18 protein-coding genes are annotated in these 18,574 nt (G+C 26.8%); 1 reads left to right on the top strand and 17 read right to left on the bottom strand.

All coding sequences use genetic code 11. The features are described from left to right. Positions 1-33 precede the first annotated feature (33 nt). On the top strand, positions 34-627 hold the full coding sequence (locus BHAMNSH16_RS07545; RefSeq protein WP_039954311.1) for a thymidine kinase: 594 nt from the start codon (positions 34-36) through the stop codon (positions 625-627). A 437-nt stretch (positions 628-1,064) separates the two neighbouring features. Here BHAMNSH16_RS07545 and BHAMNSH16_RS07540 read toward each other — a convergent pair whose 3' ends face one another. The 17 genes from BHAMNSH16_RS07540 to BHAMNSH16_RS07455 all read right to left on the bottom strand — a co-directional run bounded on the left by BHAMNSH16_RS07540 (position 1,065) and on the right by BHAMNSH16_RS07455 (position 18,556). Next, entirely contained in the window at positions 1,065-2,699 is a 1,635-nt protein-coding gene (locus BHAMNSH16_RS07540) for a Na+/H+ antiporter NhaC family protein (RefSeq protein ID WP_008728184.1), read from the bottom strand. A 276-nt stretch (positions 2,700-2,975) separates the two neighbouring features. Next, positions 2,976-3,809 (bottom strand): hypothetical protein, encoded by an 834-nt coding sequence (locus BHAMNSH16_RS07535; RefSeq protein ID WP_008728185.1) that lies wholly within the window; start codon positions 3,807-3,809, stop codon positions 2,976-2,978. A 122-nt stretch (positions 3,810-3,931) separates the two neighbouring features. After that, positions 3,932-5,779 (bottom strand): methyl-accepting chemotaxis protein, encoded by a 1,848-nt coding sequence (locus tag BHAMNSH16_RS07530; RefSeq protein WP_008728186.1) that lies wholly within the window; start codon positions 5,777-5,779, stop codon positions 3,932-3,934. A gap of 336 nt (positions 5,780-6,115) precedes the next feature. Further along, complete coding sequence (locus tag BHAMNSH16_RS07525; RefSeq protein ID WP_083250061.1) at positions 6,116-8,002, bottom strand: methyl-accepting chemotaxis protein; 1,887 nt, start codon at positions 8,000-8,002, stop codon at positions 6,116-6,118. A gap of 177 nt (positions 8,003-8,179) precedes the next feature. Next, positions 8,180-8,389 carry a hypothetical protein gene (locus BHAMNSH16_RS07520; protein WP_069731802.1) on the bottom strand — a complete coding sequence of 70 codons (210 nt, stop codon included), beginning with the start codon at positions 8,387-8,389 and terminating at the stop codon, positions 8,180-8,182. Beyond that, positions 8,376-8,723 (bottom strand): hypothetical protein, encoded by a 348-nt coding sequence (locus BHAMNSH16_RS07515; protein WP_069731803.1) that lies wholly within the window; start codon positions 8,721-8,723, stop codon positions 8,376-8,378. The genes BHAMNSH16_RS07520 and BHAMNSH16_RS07515 overlap by 14 nt, the downstream gene beginning before the upstream one ends. Before the next feature lie 30 nt (positions 8,724-8,753). Then, positions 8,754-9,017, bottom strand: a complete 264-nt coding sequence (locus tag BHAMNSH16_RS07510; protein ID WP_008728190.1) for a hypothetical protein — start codon at positions 9,015-9,017, stop codon at positions 8,754-8,756. A 114-nt stretch (positions 9,018-9,131) separates the two neighbouring features. Next, positions 9,132-9,956: a hypothetical protein gene (locus BHAMNSH16_RS07505; RefSeq protein WP_008728191.1), complete on the bottom strand. Its 825-nt coding sequence runs from the start codon at positions 9,954-9,956 to the stop codon at positions 9,132-9,134. Between the two features lie 18 nt (positions 9,957-9,974). Beyond that, entirely contained in the window at positions 9,975-10,571 is a 597-nt protein-coding gene (locus BHAMNSH16_RS07500) for a glycoside hydrolase family 19 protein (protein ID WP_008728192.1), read from the bottom strand. 11 nt (positions 10,572-10,582) lie between these two features. Beyond that, the gene (locus BHAMNSH16_RS07495; protein WP_008728193.1) at positions 10,583-11,209 is read right to left on the bottom strand and encodes a hypothetical protein; all 627 of its coding nucleotides are present in this window, start codon (positions 11,207-11,209) and stop codon (positions 10,583-10,585) included. Positions 11,210-11,221: 12 nt separating this feature from the next. Beyond that, a complete protein-coding gene (locus BHAMNSH16_RS07490) occupies positions 11,222-13,795 on the bottom strand; it encodes a hypothetical protein (protein WP_008728194.1) in 2,574 nt (857 codons plus the stop codon). A gap of 253 nt (positions 13,796-14,048) precedes the next feature. Beyond that, the gene (locus BHAMNSH16_RS07485; protein WP_008728195.1) at positions 14,049-14,903 is read right to left on the bottom strand and encodes a hypothetical protein; all 855 of its coding nucleotides are present in this window, start codon (positions 14,901-14,903) and stop codon (positions 14,049-14,051) included. A 59-nt stretch (positions 14,904-14,962) separates the two neighbouring features. After that, the gene (locus BHAMNSH16_RS07480; protein ID WP_008728196.1) at positions 14,963-15,262 is read right to left on the bottom strand and encodes a hypothetical protein; all 300 of its coding nucleotides are present in this window, start codon (positions 15,260-15,262) and stop codon (positions 14,963-14,965) included. Further along, entirely contained in the window at positions 15,262-15,618 is a 357-nt protein-coding gene (locus BHAMNSH16_RS07475) for a hypothetical protein (protein WP_008728197.1), read from the bottom strand. Before BHAMNSH16_RS07475 ends, BHAMNSH16_RS07480 begins: the two co-directional genes overlap by 1 nt. A gap of 517 nt (positions 15,619-16,135) precedes the next feature. After that, on the bottom strand, positions 16,136-17,533 hold the full coding sequence (locus BHAMNSH16_RS07465; RefSeq protein WP_008728960.1) for a phage tail tube protein: 1,398 nt from the start codon (positions 17,531-17,533) through the stop codon (positions 16,136-16,138). A gap of 209 nt (positions 17,534-17,742) precedes the next feature. Then, positions 17,743-18,015: a hypothetical protein gene (locus tag BHAMNSH16_RS07460; RefSeq protein ID WP_008728959.1), complete on the bottom strand. Its 273-nt coding sequence runs from the start codon at positions 18,013-18,015 to the stop codon at positions 17,743-17,745. Next, positions 17,999-18,556 carry a hypothetical protein gene (locus tag BHAMNSH16_RS07455; protein ID WP_008728957.1) on the bottom strand — a complete coding sequence of 186 codons (558 nt, stop codon included), beginning with the start codon at positions 18,554-18,556 and terminating at the stop codon, positions 17,999-18,001. The genes BHAMNSH16_RS07460 and BHAMNSH16_RS07455 overlap by 17 nt, the downstream gene beginning before the upstream one ends. Between the last annotated feature and the right edge of the window lie 18 nt (positions 18,557-18,574).

Here is an 18,574-nt window from a genome sequence, read left to right as displayed (position 1 = left end):
ATATTATAATTAACTTAAAAATATTGGACTTCTATGAATCATTTAATTACAGGACCCATGTTCGCAGGAAAATCAAAATATTTAATTAAAACCTTAGATTATCTTTTAATGGAAAATAAAGATATAAAAATATTATTCATATATCCGGCAATATCTTTTAGAGGGTATTTCTGCCGCGATAAAGATGTTTCTTTAGATAAGAGAATAAATATAATCACTGAAGAAGAAATCGAAAATAATATTGGAAAAGATGTAGAAAATATTTATAATTATATTTCAAGATATGATATTGTAGGAATAGATGAATTTTGCTTTTTAAATGATACTTCAATTTTTATAAAACTGATAAAAGCATGTTCTAAAAGAAATTCTGCAACTAACTTTTGTATAGCTTCTCTTGATATGGACTATAAAAGAAATTATTGGGAAAGTGTGTCGGCATTAATAGAAGAAGATTTGATTGACATACATACAAAAGTTTTTGGTAAATGCGACTGTGGAAGAAAAGGAATATACTCAAAAAGAATAGTTAAAGATGTGGACAGAGTTGTAATAGGAGATGACATATATAAATGCGTATGCAGGTATTGCTATGAAGGCGAAGATGAGGTTAAGTTTGATTTATAATTTTTTACTTATACTACGCACGCAGAATAAGTTTATAAAATATATTTTCATTATTATTTCTAGTTTACACTATATAATAAATTTTTTTAACCGTGCGTTATATTGATTATCAATGAAAAAAATACTTGGGAGGGCAGCTATAATTTCTGATTAAAATATTAAATATAACAAAATTTTAAATGCATATTAAAGTTATAAATCTAAAGGGTGGGGTTTCTAAGTGATTTTTGTTTTAAAAAATTAATTACATACCCCGCCCTTTTTCCTTTTTAAATTAATAAGTAATAAAAATACTAATATTCTTTTTTATTAAATGAGAAATGTTAACACCCGCCCAAGTGTATATTAAATTTATTGAATTATATAAAATAAGCAATCCTTTAATATCAAATAAATAATATTAAAGGATTGCTTTTTATATTTAATTATATTTTTATTTAATTAGATTTATTAAAACTTGAAATTTTATCATAGAACTTAGGAGCAAGCATAGCAAGTACGCACATTACTATAAAGCCTGTTAATAGTGCAGCTATAGGATTTAAAGTTATTCCTCCAATTACTACACCGATAAATGCAGATATTGCAACCAAACCGGCATAAGGAATCTGTGTTGCTACATGTTCAAGTAAAGGACAGTTACTTCCAGTAGAAGAAAGTATTGTAGTATCTGATATAGGAGAACAGTGATCTCCGAATACAGCACCAGAAACAACAGAACCTACATTTATAAGAAGAACATTAAGAAGAGCATTGTCAGTATAACCATTAGCAGCAGCAAGCCCATTTGCAATAGGTATCACTATAGGAATAAGTATAGCAAAAGTACCCCAGCTTGTACCGGTAGAAAATGCTATAACACAGCCTAGTAAATATCCTATAGCAGGAAGTATCCAAAGAGGAAAACCTCCTCCTTTTACAGCTTCAGATAAGAAAGCAGCAAGTCCAAGTCCTCCATCTGCCGGAGATGATTTAATAACACTTCCTATAGACCAAGCTAAAGATAAAACTACTAATGCCGGAACCATTGATTTAACACCTTCCATAATAGAATTGCCGGCAGAACGAATACTTAATAATCTTCTAGCTACATAATATATATACATTATTATAAGAGAAATAACAGCTCCGTAAAATAAAGCCTTAGAAGCATCAGTATCCAAAAAAGCCTGATTCGATGATATGCTTGACATAGCCTGAGAGAAAGTTTCTATTCCATCACTTCCAACTAATCCCATATATGTAGTAACAGGGAACATTACTATACATACTATTATAAGTACAAGTATAGCTATAACCATATCATACCATTTAGCTTTATTATTTGAAGAAGTTTCCATATTACCCGGACAAGCTCCATATAATTCTTCATCAAAAAGTTTTCCATTTTGAGCATTATCTTCGCTTCTTTTCATAGGTCCGAAATCTTTAAATACTAAAGAAATAAGAACTACAAAAGCTAAAGCAAGAAGCGGATAAACAGAATAAGGTATCATCTTTATAAAAAACACAAATTCACTTATATTTAAAGATTCAAACCCTTGAGAATCCCTTATATAGCTCATAACTGTTACTACCCAAGTTGATATAGGAGCAAGTATGCATACAGGAGCAGCTGTAGAATCTAATATATAAGCAAGTTTTGCCCTTGAAATTTTATTCTGATCTGAAACAGGACGCATAACAGTACCAACTGATAAACTATTAAAATAATCGTCTATAAATATAATAAGTCCGAAAAACCAAGTAAATATAAGTATACTTTTTTTGCTTTTTAAATATTTACTAGCCCATAAACCAAAAGCCTTAGTAGCCCCTGTCTTTGAAAGCATACTGACAAAAGCACCAAGTAAAGCACAAAATAAAAGTATTCTTATATTCCAAGCATCTGAGCTCATTTCTGCTACTTTATCAGTAAATATTGTAATAGCAGTAAATACATTTCCATGTGCTATTATCAAAGTTCCGGATAGTATACCAAGTGTAAGCGAAATAATAACTTCTTTAGTTACTAAAGCAAGTATAATAGCTAAAAGCGGCGGTATAATACCTAACAGACCATAATGTTCCATAAATTACTCCTAATTAATATATACACCTTATAATCTTGAATCATTTCTTGAATAATATTGTTAAAATATAAAAAAGCCCCCATTGTTTAGGGAGCTAAATATTAAAAATTATTATACAAAGAATATAATAATTCAACACTCCCAAGAATAGAATGCTTTTTTAAATTTCTTATATAATAAGAAAGAATTATTCATAGAAAATACCCAAAATTATCCTTACTTTTTATAGTATATTAAAAATATTACTTTGTCAATAGTATTTCTTAATAAAGAAAATTAATTAAACTCATAATGCAAAACATATCTGTCAGTAATATATTCATATCCGTAACATATCAATGCTATATAATACTTTTTATTAGATTCAAAGTCCGTATTTAATTGATTTACACCCTGTTTCAAATAGTTATAATTTTCATCAAATAAAATAATATCAATGTCTTTTGAATATTCTAATTTAATATTAATAGAAGTATTTATATCCGTATCATTTTTTATCTCATAACAATCTATATCTATTAATCCTGATTTTTCTATATATGGTTTAATATATTCATCTGCATTGAAATAATTCTTTATAAAATATCCATAAACCATTTCATTAGGGTAGCGAATTATATTAGCCTCATTAATTTTATTATTAGGCTCAATTTCATTTGAAGGCAGATAATCATCATTAAATATAAATTTCAGATTATATTTACATTCTTTATCAGCATTTAATTTAAAATAATAAACATCATCATTAAGCAAAATATCTTTTAACTCTATAAATCCTTTATAATTTGAAATATCCTCAGAATTAATGCTAAATATTGTATCATTATCAGCAGAAATAATATCCATAGAAATATTAGCTTCAAGATTATAAACAGACATAGTAAAATCCATTACAAAACCATTAGTAGGATTTACCTGATAAAAATCTGTATCATTATAATCTTCAATATTTCCTCTGATTAAAGTATTACAATCAATATACTGAGAATATTCCAAAGAATTATTACTCTCTATTTCTTCTCTTTTTAATATATTTTCATTAGATACATTATTTTCATTATTTGTACAAGATATAAAGAGAATTATTAAAATTATAAATTTATATTTCATTTTTATTTCTTTCAATTTTTTATTATATAAAACAATATATATTTTTTTATAAAAGAATGCAAATATAAAAAAGCCTATAGAAAATTATCTATAGGCCAAAAAATCATATATTCTAAAATTTACTAAACTTTAAAGAAAGACATAAGTTCTTCTAAATGATTAGCCTGCTCTAATAAAGATTTAGACGCTGCTGTAGACTGCTCTACTAAAGAGGCATTCTGCTGAGTGATACTGTCCATTTTAGTTACCGCTGTATTTACCTGATCTACTCCTGCCTCCTGCTCTACTGCTGTATGACTTATATCACTCATTATCTTAGAAGTTTCTTCTATTTTACTTTCTATATCGCTGAATATCTCCTGAGAATGCCTTGCCATTTCTGCTGATTTATTTATTTTTTCATAAATATCTTCTATAAGCGATGTAATATCTTTAGCTGATGCTTGTGAGTTTTGGGCTAAATTTCTAACCTCACTTGCTACTACCGCAAAACCTCTGCCTTGATCTCCTGCTCTGGCCGCTTCTACTGCCGCATTCAAGGCAAGTATATTAGTCTGAAAAGCAATGTCTTCTATAACTTTTGTAATATCCTTAATCTTAGCACTTGCCGCATAAACATCCTCTATCATTTTAGTAGTATCTGCTATAACACTTCCGCCTTCTAATACCGCATTTCTCGAAGCTATCATGACTTCATTTCCATCTACTGAATTCTGAGCTGATGATTTAATTGTAGAAGCCATCTCCTCCATAGAAGAAGCTGTTTCCTCCAAACTTGATGCCTGATACTCTGTTCTGCTTGCTAAATCCTCGCTTCCTTTATGCAGTTCTGAAGCAGCACTTGCTATTTCTTTAGAAGCATTAAGTACTTCTGAAATAACCTCTATAAATCTATTTCTCATCATATCAAATGCCTTAGATAATTCTCCTATTTCGTCATGTCTATTAGATAATTGAGACTGTAAAATAAAATTTCCTTTAGCCATTTGATAGGCTTCATCAACTATATTTCTTATAGGTTTAATTATTCTTCCTATATAAATCGCTGATACTATTGAGGATACTATAATTCCCACTACACCTAATAATATACCCACAATAGTTATTTTTTTACTCTCAGCATATAATAAATTCTGAGTAATACCTGACATCATAATCCAAGGCTGAGTTTTCATTTTTTTAAAAAATGCCATTCTATCAATATCATTAAAATTATATGTAAATAATCCTGAATTCTGTCCTTCAGGAGGTCTCAATGAAGCATTAGGTACAATACCTATAATAGAATCTACATTATGATATACGCATAATAAATCTTCTTCATTTAAAACAAATATAGATTTTTTATCAGATAATTCATTTCTGGCATCTTTTAAAGTATCATTTATTATTTTACTCCAATCTATAAAGGCAACAAAACTTCCAATAAGATTATTTTCTAAATCATAAATAGAATGTACTACAGGAAGTACAAATCCTTTATTTATATCTGATTTATATATAATATCACTAGTAGCATGATCATATCCAGAGTCAGCAAACTCTTTCCATAATTGAGGATATGTTGCTGCCATATCCAATCCGGCATCTTTCCTATCTCCATTATAAGCCTCTATTACTTTACCATCTAAATCTATTAAATCTAATGTTAATATATAATCATTATTATCAAATAAATTTACCATAGTAGATATGGCTTTTTCTCTAATATTTGCATCTCTTGTCTGCATATATTCTATTATTGTAGGTATTCTTGAATATGCATCCATTACAAGAAGCTGATCTTCGAGCATTGTATCCAATAAAGTTGAATAACCATTAACTGAAGTTTCAAATCCGGAATATGTTGCATTATTTATAGCTTTGCTTGCTATTTGTATAGACGAAAATATAATTGTGAATGACAATATAACTATAACTATATTAACAATTAAAGGAATTTTAACTGTTATACTATTAAACTTTTTCATAAAATACCTCTACAAATATATAATAAAGATAGGTATGTTATTTTGTAATAAGAAAACACGCTAACACTATTTATATAGTATAGTTTAATTAACAAAAAAAGTCAATTAAATTATACTGTAATGCAAATTTATTATTATAAATAAGTTCGGAAAAAGTTTTATATATAAAAGAAAAAAAACAATATAAAAACAATAAATATTACTTAATTTTCAATTATAATATGATTCAAAGTATAAAAAAACAAAATTAAATACCATCCTTACAATAAATGAATATGTTTCATTTAAACTAGATAATTTATACTTTGTTATTTTCGACAAATCATATAAAAATATTTATTTCACTCTAAAGAAAGACATAAGTTCTTCTAAATGTTTAGATTGGTCAAGAAGCGATTTTGTCGCTGCTGTTGACTGTTCTACCAAAGCAGCATTTTGCTGGGTAATACTATCCATTTTTGTTACAGCTGTATTAACTTGATCAACTCCAGCCTCCTGTTCCACTGCAGTCTGACTGATATCATTCATAATATGTGAAGTTTCTTCTATTTTAACCTCAATATTATTAAAAATGTCCTGAGAGTGTCTTGCCATTTCTGCTGATTTATTTATTTTTTCATAAATATCTTCTATAAGTACTGTAATATCTTTAGCTGAAGTTTGAGAATTTTGGGCTAGATTTCTAACCTCGCTTGCTACTACCGCAAAACCTCTGCCTTGATCTCCTGCTCTGGCTGCTTCTACTGCCGCATTCAAAGCAAGTATATTAGTTTGAAAAGCAATGTCTTCTATAACTTTTGTAATATCCTTAATCTTAGCACTTGCCGCATAAACATCTTCTATCATCTTTGTAGTATCACCAATTACAACTCCGCCTTCTTTAACTGCATTTTTTGAATCTATCATAACTTTATTACCGTCTACAGAGTTTTGTGCTGAGGATTTTATAGTAGATGCCATCTCTTCCATAGAAGAAGCTGTTTCCTCTAAACTTGATGCCTGATATTCAGTTCTTTGTGCCAAATCTTCAGTGCCCTGATAAACTTCATTAGCAGCATTAGCTATCTCTGAAGATGCGGATAATACATCTGTTATAACTGTTACTATTTTATCACGCATTACTTGGAAAGAATGCGAAAGCTCCCCTATCTCATCTTTCCTGTTTTCTATAGATGAATGTAATGCAAAATTACCTTCAGACATCTCCCTTGCCTCTTCAACTATAAAACGCATAGGTTTAATAGTACCTTGTATATACAATATAGTTATAACTGTAGATATTACTACACCTATAATTCCTATAATAATACCTATAAATCTCATCTTTCTTCCCGGTGCATATAATAATCTGTCGGTTGTTCTTTCTACCATCACCCATTCTGTAGAAGATAATTTCTTAAAGAATGCTGATATAGCCTCGCCTTCTCTTACATAACTAAGAAGACCAGAATCCTGATTACTAGGTATTACAAGAGATCCTGTAGCCTTGGAAAATAATCTGTTTTTATCATTATGATAAACTATATCTAAATTATTATTAATTACAAAAATGGTCTTCTCTTCTGAAAACTGATCTTTTGAATCTTTTAAACTTTCATCTATAATTTTACCCCAATTCACATAAGCTATAAAAGCACCTACAACATTATTATTATTATCCCTTACACCCTGCAAAACAGGAAGTATAATATAGTCTTCATGATTATATATATTAAGCGATAATGATGTATTATAATTTTTAGAAATAAATGACTGCCATAATTCAGGGTACATTGAAGATATATCATCTCCTGATTCATCTTCGCTTCCATTGTAGGATTCAATTATTTTTCCATCTAAACTTAGCATAAATAAATCTACTATATAACTATTATTCTCAAATAATACTGTCATAGTTTTTATAGCCCTATCTTGAACTTCCTCACTTCTAGTTGACATATATTCTTTTATTGTAGGAATATTAGCGTATGACTCTATAAGAATAGATTGATAAGATAGTATGCTATCTATTAAAGAAGAAAAACCGTTAACTGAAGTCTCAAATCCAGAAGCTGTTACTGCATTTAATTCTTTAGTTGATAGGCTTATAGATGCAGATATTATTGCAACAGATAATATAATAATCATTACTGTTACCATTAATGGTATTTTAACCATTATACTATTTAATTTACCCATTTTAAAAGTTCCTGATTTTACAATTGACAGATTAATTTTACTCATATCAGTATATTGCCCCATAAAATTATAAAAATTCGCACATATTTTATACAAAAAATACTTGTATGTCAATATATTTTTCATAATTTTATAAGAAATATAATACATTTACACTTTAAAAATTATATTAGTATACTGATGTAAATATTAAAATAATAAACTGCATTACAATAAGGTAAATTAATATCTATTAGTTTGTATATTATACCAATTCTGCCATTCGCTTATTTTCATTAGAGAGCGTTTATATTCATTTAAAAAATCTTTTTCAGTATTTATAATATTGGGTTTATATATTTCCGGAGGCTTAGTCATAGGAACAGTTACATATTTTACACTAGAACAGCTAACTAAAAATATTAACAATAATAAAAATCTAATTTCTTTCATATTCAAAACTTCTGTAATAATTACTAATAATACTATTCAATGCTTTAATACTATCATCACTTAATTTTTTATCTTCTATAATATTTATATATTTATCACTTTCTGAAAAAGCTGATATTATATCAATCTGCTTTTTTTTAAAATCATTATCTTTGCTTAATAATCTATTAGAATATTCCAATTTATATATTTCATTATTCAATTTATATATCTCTTTATTTTTTATATTCAATCTTATATTCAAAAAAGATACATATACAGATATTATAACTAATATCAAAGCTATATAAAAATACTTTGACTTTAATATATTAATCAATACAGTTATGAACATGATAATTTCCTTAAATATTTATTTAATATATTATTGATTTTCTTTACTCTCTTTAGTATATTTATCATTTTTTAGTATCTTTAAAAATCCTCTCAAATCAGAGCCGAAACTAACAGCATTAAGACCGAGAAGAATTATAACGACAGCAATAGCCTCTTCTTTAGTAACTGTTCTACCTCGCCAAATAAGATTAACAAATACCCAAATACAGCCTAGTAAAAAACTTATTATGCTTGTATATATAGAAAGTTTTTTATTAGCATTATGCTTATCCGTAAAATTAAGTATGCTCATTTATCTAACTCCATTATATTTAAGATTATCATGAAAAATTTTATTATTAAAAATAAAAAACTTTCATTAAAAGACCCTACCGAATAAATTCGTCAGGCACTCAAGTTTTTTATTTTATATAACTCCGTTGTATTTTAAATTATCATGGAAAATGCCTAGTAAAAATTTCTGTAAATGCTTTAAATTATCTAAAACTATTTCACTGTCTCTTATAGCTGTTTCTGTAAAATTATTATGTATAAAAACATCATAGCTTTTTAATCTATCTTGAGGCTTAATATTTTTTAAGTTCTTTAAAAAATCTTTTCTTTTTAATGCCTGTTCTTTGTGATTATCATAAATAGATTTATAAGTATCTTTGATATTATCTAATATAATCATATAATAAAAATTACATATATTTTCTAACTGCAGTTTTTTTATGCTTTCTATACTGCTATTAAATAAAGCAGTATTGTATATATCTATTATTTCAATTCTTTTCTGCTTTAAATAACTTTCAAACTCTGTTTTATTTTTATTAAGTATATGATTTTTAGCTATATATGATATTATTATGCTTTGTACTTCAAGCGTACTTTGACTGATAATATTACTGTATTCTTTATAAACAGTTAAAGAAGTTATTTTATCATCATATTTAAAATTGCTGCTATTATAATAATTAATAATATCATCATTATTTTTATTTGTTAAAGTTGGAAGTTCCTTTGGAGATTCAAAAGCATTATTAATTATATTATTTTGTTTTTGAATATATTTTTCTTCTTTAATCTTTTCTTTATTTTTTTCATTATCAGTATTATTTCCAAACTCTATAGTACCATTTTTTACATCAGCTTTCATATTAGCATGTCTTCCGCTTTTAATAATATTAAAAACGAAATATGCTATAACTATAGAGGAAATGCAAATAACTATAATAGCAAAGTCGCTCATATTATTGCTATGCCCCTTTTATTTTTCCAATATTTTTAATATTCTATCAAATCTGTTCTGCCTATCTTCAAGTCCGTTATAGCCGCCATTGATTAATTTAGTTACAGTTTTAACATCTCCTTTTTTAGCTAGTAAACCTAACCCTTTCTCTCTCCAATAAAGCAAAGCTATTTCTATTGCCGTGTCAGGTTCTTTTGCCAAGTCTGGGCTGTTTACCAAATCAATATTTAATTTTTTGCCGTAATATTCATAATTATTTTTTCCTGTAAGCTGAATGATTCCTCTTCCTCTGTACTTGTAGCCTTCATCTTGAGAATTTCCTAAGCGTCCGCCATAAACAAAATTAGCTATAGCCTTAGCACCTTTAGAACATAAATCTTTAGCATTCTCCAAAGTACCAACTCTTTTTTTTTTGAAAACTTCAAATAATCTTTTAGGGCTATAATTAAAACTCTCCTCAAGCCTTTTATAATTATTGCTTTCATGCGTAGTCTGTGCTAAAAACATTGCTTTTTCTTTTATGTCAGTAATACCATATTTTTCAAAATCTTTGTTTAGAGGCTCCAACCATTTATCATCAATTCCTATTTTTATTATTTGTTCTTTTGTAATCATATTAATCTCCTTTAACTTTGTTTTGGGTATTCTGTTTTTATTTCTTCTCTTTTAGTTTGCAGACTTTCAAGCTGTGCTTTCTGTTCTTCTGTAAGTAAACCTTGACTAGCTAAATTATTTAATACGCTGTCTACAAGTTCAGCACGAACACCATCGAGATTTTGAGAATACTCTCCTTGCCTTTGACTAATTATATAATTATTATATTCCTCTGCTGTGATTAAACTTTCTTTGAATAATTCTTCATAACTTTTTGAACTTATATATTTTCTGCCGTCATCATTAATTACTATCTTTTGTCTTTCATCTAATTTTTCAAGTCCTAATTCTACTAACTTTATTAAATCTTCTTCATAGTTTTTATTAAGTTTATATTTTACTCCGTTTCTTATTTCCTCATCTTTTTCTAAAACTAATATTTTATTTTTTATCTGTTCTTCTAAACTCATAACAGTTCCGTCATCATTAATAGCTCTAATATCTTTTACTGACATATCTTTTATATTTTCAAAGATTTTATAATTATCAACTGCATTAATTAAGCCTTGTTTCTCTAATAGATTAATTGTATTTTCTGCATTCTCTTTTACGCTAATAATTTTTTTTATTTTATTATTGTTATATATTACTATTTTCATTTTCTACTCCTATTAAGCTATTCTTTTATATATACGCATAAGTCTATTTATGCCTCTTACTTCAGAACCTGTAGGTACTTGATTTGAAGCTTTAAAACCGCCACCACCATATAAAGAACTTGTAGTCGTTTGTGCAACAGGATATAGATTAGTCCCCTGATATAATACTCCTGAGTATAAATTTGTTTGATTTGCTGACGATTGAACTCCGTATTGGAATGTTCCTGTCATATTTCTAATAGCATCTCCTTGAACTCCGGAAACTCTATTTTCATTAGAATTGCCGCCCTCTGTTCTTAAAAATATACCCTCATCAGCATATTGTAGCTCCCAAACACCACCGAACAGATTTTCAGGGCTTTCGTTATCATCGAAACTGCCGTCTTCCTTTGCTATTTGAAAATAAACTGAACCTATAGGCTTTATACTATTTAATGCCATTGTTTTTATTGATTCTATTGCCTCTTGTAAATTAGCAACTTCACTATAAATAGGATTAAGTTCAGAGTTTTTATCTGGTGTCAGATTAAAAGTAATAGTATCTCCAACTTGTATATCCGTATAGTCTTGATACCTTAAAAGTAAAAAGTAAGTAGGAACTTGTATATTTGTTTGATCTGCTTGTTCAGTTTTGACAATAGCGAACTCTAATGGCTTACCACTGCTTGAAATTATTTCAGTTGTATTTTTGAAGATAGGAGTAGATATATTTGATACATTAAAATAGTTTTCTATAATAGGGCTGTAAAAACCAATAGTAAGTCCTGCCCCTTCTTTTAGAGTATATGAACCATTTAAAAAAACTAAATTATTATTTTGTTCTAAACTGAAATTATAAAAATCTAATACGGATTGTGTTGTCATAAATCCATTAGAGCATGCAAATATATTCGCATCTTCATTTCTAAGTACCTTATTTTTTATATTTAATGTTATATTGTAGCTGCCTTGATTAAAATTTGTTCCGTCTTGTTTTAAAATACCAATAGCTATATGACTTTCTGTTATAAAGCCAATAGAAATTTTTAATTCATCTTCTATGCCGGATATTGAGCATTCATTTGATTCTAAGTTAAACATAGAACTGAAATTAAAGAATTGAGATAATATAGAATATATTTGATAAATATTAATATTAGAGTCTATACTTTTTATTATAAAAAATATACTTTGACTAGAGCTTGAAATATTATAATTTTCTATATTTGAATTTAATATATAGCTTCCGTCTTCCTGATTTGTAATTGCAGCTGTATATTCTATTGTACCATTAACATCTGCTAATAATAAATTAATAGTATTAGGAATTGGAATCTTAAACTTTGGAAAATTATAACCTGATAAATATTCTAAATTGGTATTTGAATTATCGAAACTGATATCTATTGCTTCATTTGATCCGCCTCCGCCAGAACTTATTAAAGTAAGTTTAGATCTGTCTGAAGTCCAATCGGAAGATATAAAATCTTCATTGACTCTGTATATCTTTTCATCTTTTATAATTAAATCACTTATAAAATAATTATTTTCTAATATATATTCTTTGCTGGTTCCGCCTATTAAAGTTATTTTATTTCCATTTAAACTAATATTATTTCCGGCTGTTAAACTATTCTGCTTTGATGATTTTAACTTCTCTATTGCTTTTTGAACTGTATTAGTATTACTTCCAAAACTAGAATTACTGTCATCATAAAAAGTATTTTCTGCTTTTATTAATCTCTCTAATTGATTTTGTATATTATTCCAAACAGGATTTTCTATATCTTCAAGCACTATATATGAAATATTATCTTTTATTACAATTTGATTTTTATATATTTTACTGATTCCGTCAAACCAAATAATTATATCGCATAAAGGCTTTAACAAACCGTTTAAATTAGTTAATATTGCATCTTTATTTTCGTATCTGAAATCTTTTTGTACTATTAGAAAATTATTATTATCTTCTATTAATTCATTAGCTTTATAATTAGTATCTAATTCTAATTTTTTAAAAGGAGTTAAAAGATTACAATTAGTTTTTAAATAATAATCCGTACTGTCGCTTGTAAAATCTTTAAAAACTCGGTAAATATAGCCATTATATTTTATTATGTCATTGACTTTATAATTTATATTCTCATTATAATTTTTAATAGGATAATTTATATCCAATGAATTTAATTTTATCGCTATCTCATCAAGCATAAAAGCAGAAAAAGTGCTGCTGTAAGTTGTAACTGTAAATTTAAAATTTTTATTTAAATCACTTAGAGGAAAGAAAATTATACTCTTAAAATCAAGCTCATTTCTTATTAAATAAATTTCATTATCTTTAACTTCTACTGTTTGCAGATCTTTTAACTCATCTAAAATTTGAGGATATACTTTAATATCATCAACTAAGAACTCCATTTCTTCAACTGCACCGTCAATAGAATAACCTATATCTGCACAAAAAAGCCTCTCACCAGAAAAAACTTTTACCTGAATATTATTAGTATTAAGTTCTAATTCTCCATTTATTTTTAATAATTCAAAAGTATTTTCTCCTATTTTATACTGAAATGGAGCTTGTATATTATTTTCATTAAGAATCATTTTTGTATTTCCTTTAATAGTAAATAGTAAAAAATTAGAAGCTGTATCGAATAGTTAAAAATATGCTTTTGAAAATATTACATAATTTATAACTCTTTCAAATTTTTGATTATCAAATCTAAATTGACATTATTTAATTGATAAGTGAAAATGTTATTCTAGTATTAAACTAAATTTAATAAATATATTTTAACTTTATTATAAAAATTATTGATGCTTAAATATATATGACATATCAAAATTAAATTTATTATTATTTATATCTTACTAAAAAATATAATTCAGCTGTTGTAGTTTGATCTGAAGCATTTTTTATAGCCAAAATAGGCTTAGTATTAAGGATTGGAAACCATTTAATATTAGGAAGTCCTGCCGGCCAATTCGCATAGCTTGTTTGAAAATCTCCTCCATAATAATTTTTACCAATCCAGCCTATAAAAGGAGCAGAATCATTTATATTTTGATAAAGTCCAAATGAACCAGTATAATTTTTTCCTACTATATATCCGGAAACTTGTAAATACTCCAAATCATCTCTCCAATTTAGTTCCCAAGTTTGATTTCCGCTTCCTGACTTTGTAACATTTTCTTTTATTATGAAACTAGAATTATTTTTTATATCATCAATCATATTATTAATTCCCTCTATATATGAAGGTACTCCTACAGTTCTTTCAAACATATCATTAAGTACACCGGATGTTATTGATGTAGTTATATATCTTCCGCTTACTATTTTTAATTTTTTTCCAGAATAAGATGAATGCAGAAAATATGTTCCTCTTAAACCGTCTTTATTAAACCAAAATATTTGACCTTCTTTCGGCATATATTTATCATTGCCTATTTCACCTATAACATTTTGTAAATCTGATAACTTTACATCATCATCATATATTTCAAAAATACAGTCATTAAGAAATGAAAGTGAATTAGTTAAAAGACCTGTAGATACAGCAACATAATTAGAATTTTCAAAAGGTTCAACAGACGGTATTTCAAAATATAAATCTTCTGCTACCTGCAAAGCATTTTCATCTTTAAAAGGATTATATGTATTTGAAAGCCCAAAATAATTTAATATAGTACCTTTAGTATTAGAAATCATGATATCTCCGAAATATATAAATTTAATTAGAATAAAAAATGAAAAACTATATTTAATAATTATTTATTATTAATTGATTTGTCTATTAAAATCTTAAACCTAAAAATAGCGTAATTAAGACCTAATCTCAAATAATCATCTTCATCATAACGGCAATATACAAATCTCCCGCTTATTATCTGATACCAAGCCTCAAGTATTATTTTATTCCAAAACAAAGAAGCTGTATACAAACTTATAAGGCAGTCATTAAAATAACAAAAGTCATCATATTTAACTTCTCTATTATTAAAAGCATAATGGGTAAGATTATCAATTTCTGTCTGCTCTATTATAGAAAAAGTATGTGCATTACGCATTACATAATTCTTCTCTCTAGCAAAAAACTTTTTATAACCTGTGCAAACTCATTAATGTCTTTAGTACTCCATTCATCGAGAAGACTTACAGCAAGAGTACCATTTATTCTAACATCAAGCCATTTAAAAATATCATCATCTATAATCTTCTCTTCTTTCTCTCTTACATATTTAAGGTTTTCATTAAAGCTAGGACGATTAATACTTATAATATCATCGCTTTTAAACTTACTTCCTAAAGTAGAGCGACTTAACACTTTAACAGGGACAATATTTTCTCCGTCATCTTTATAAACAATTTCTTCTACAATATATCTATTAAAAAAATCAATGCATTTAAATTCTAACTTTTCCATTTTAAATTCTCCTTAATTTTTTCACTGATAGGCTATGACAATTACATTGTCATAGGTTCAAAAATATAAGGAGATTTTTTAAATTCTCCTTAATTTTTTCACTCATAGGCTATAACAATTTACAATTATAACACTTTATACTAATATTAAATTTTTATATTGATATTATTAATATTATATTTATAATACTTCTATGAAAATAAAAATTATAATATTGATTTTTTACTGTTTAAAATTATATTATTTTTGTTTTAATAATATTTTCTTTTCACAAAATATAAAAAATTATTTTAATATATTTGATATCACTTATAATAAAAATATTTTAACTGATAAATTTAATACATATAATCAATCAAATATATATTATAATTTATATTCGTTATCAAAAAATAATTTTAATTTAAAATACAAACCACAAAAAATTAATTTTGAATATTCAAATAGTACATTCATATCAAATATGATAATATTAGAAAAGGACAAATATAATTCGTTAATAAAAAAATAAATTACATCAAAATAAATCCTCTCTGTCAGTAAATGCTATCAAATAATTACTGTTCATATCATTTGACTGCTCTGCTGCCTTAAAATTATTTAAAGATATTGAAAGTTCTTTAGGCTCTATTGCTGGAAATGATGGACTTCCTCCCACATCAGTACTTACAAATACAAAAGGGTAATCTTTATTTTTAAATCTTGTTTTTGATGATATTATAAATGACTGCCTATTTCCATTTAAAACTCTGTCATAAAATATCTCTTTTGACTGAGTATTAAAAACTGCATTGCCTGAAAAACTAAGTGTAAACTTTGAATTTGGAAAGCCGTATCTCTTTGCTGAAATATTAAACTTCTCTTCTTTAGTCCATTCAAATGATAAAGAAATATCGCTTACAGAAGAAGCCTCTGTTCCATTAATAAAAAGTTTTGTAGGATATTTTGAAGTCTGTGCCATTACAACATCTCTTTCTTCTGCTCTCTCTTCATATAAAACTGCATCTTTATCTATTTTTTCTTCATCTAAAGCCCATAATGAAGAACTTATTTCTGTCATAGCCTTATTTGCAAAATTAAAATTAATTGATTTACTCTCACAGCCTATATATTGATTTCCGTCCATATTCTTTGAACTGTCATACAAAGCTATATTATAATACTGTGCCTCTCCAAATCTAGGGTGTATTATACTTTGATATTTTGGATATTTCTTTTTACTTTCTTCTGTGAATGCCCCGCTCTCTATAAGCCCTACTCTTTTAAAACTAAGTAAATATTCTGTTTTATTATTTTCAGTATTATACTCTTTTAATTCATTTATTATATTAGTAAAATCAATTTCGTCTTCTTCGCTTCCTGTCATTAAAAATGCTTTTATATTTGTTATTTTATTTAAAGCATCAATCAAATCTTTCTGCTTCATAGAAGTATAAATATCAATAAAATTACTGCTATAACCATCATCTTCTTCTATTATAATTTCAAGCATATTAATACTTTCATCTTCTGAAGACTTATTAAATCTAATGGCAAAATTATTAAAAGAGTTAATACATAGTAGATTTCCTGATGTTTCTTTTGTATGTACATTAGCCCATATTAAGCTCGCATAGTATGCATTAGAATTAGGAAAAGCCCCGTATGAAATATCTCCTGCATAAGTGGTAGCTCCCGCATAACTTTCAGAAGAGGGTGCACCTATATATTCCTTACTCATTGATTCTGTAGTAGGAGTAAGTCCAACTTGTGAAGGATATATTAAATATTTTCCTTTAACATCATCAGAAGAGAAATCTATTTTTTCATCTCTATTTTTTGTCTTTGCTATTCTTACTTTATAACTAGAACCGCTTACAACTTTTAAGCCGTCCTCATCATTCATTAAATTACCTTTCAAATCAAAAATGCTCATTATTATACACTCACAATTTTAAAAATTATTTTACGCAAAAAAATATTTTATACATTCCCGCCCACCCGCCCCAAAATCTACTCTACGCAAAATGTATAAATTGACACGCGTTAAACTTAACCAATACAATATAAATAAAATAATAATTCTAATACCAACTATATATAAAATTTCGTTCAACGCGTGTATAAAAAAATTTATTAGTAATATTAAATGCTATCTAAAACTACATTCTCTAAAACATCACTGTTATTAACTGTTATACTTCCCTCTTTAGTTTTATAACCTTCAATACTTACTTGATAATTTATCACTTCAGCATTCTTATAAGCTCCGAAATATTTTTCTTCTTCATTCATTATTATTTTGGCATTCTCTGAAGAAGAAGTGATTTTTACTTTATAAAGTTTATCTCTGTTTTGAACATAATCATAAACTTTTTTATTAAATGAATTATTAATTAAATTAGTAAAGAACTTCATTTAAATAACTCCCTGTCATAATCTTGAAATTAATATCAAGAGAAAAATTAACTCCCCTTATAGATGAAAAATCATTAAATGGTCTTTTACTGTTTTCACTGTCAAATGAAGGAGCTTCCCATTTGATAATAGGCGATAATGCTATACGCTCGCCCTCATCATTGAGTTTTGATATCCAATAACGTGCTGCCTGATTAAGTGCTAAAGGTATGATATTATAAGCTAAAAATGATTCTCCAGCTTTAAGCTCTTTATATACTGTTGCTTTTAAACATATATCATCAGCAAAACCTGCAGAGTCCCCTATATATGAATTGCTTCCCCTGCTTTCTCCTTCTGCTATTGAAGCCCAAAGAAATGATTTGCTCATAGATCTCAAAGCTCCTAAACTGAAATATTCTATTTTTAATTTATCATCTAAAAGTTTATTTAATTGATTATCGCCTTCAACTTTATTGCCAGACAAATCAATATATTCATCAGCCATAAAGTTCATAAAATTATCTAAAACATATATAACGCTGTTTTTAAAATGTATCATAATAAACCTTTTGATTTT

The sequence above is a fragment of the Brachyspira hampsonii genome, assembly GCF_002214805.1.
GTDB classification, from domain to species: Bacteria; Spirochaetota; Brachyspiria; order Brachyspirales; family Brachyspiraceae; genus Brachyspira; species Brachyspira hampsonii.
This window is presented reverse-complemented; position numbering and strand designations above follow the sequence as displayed.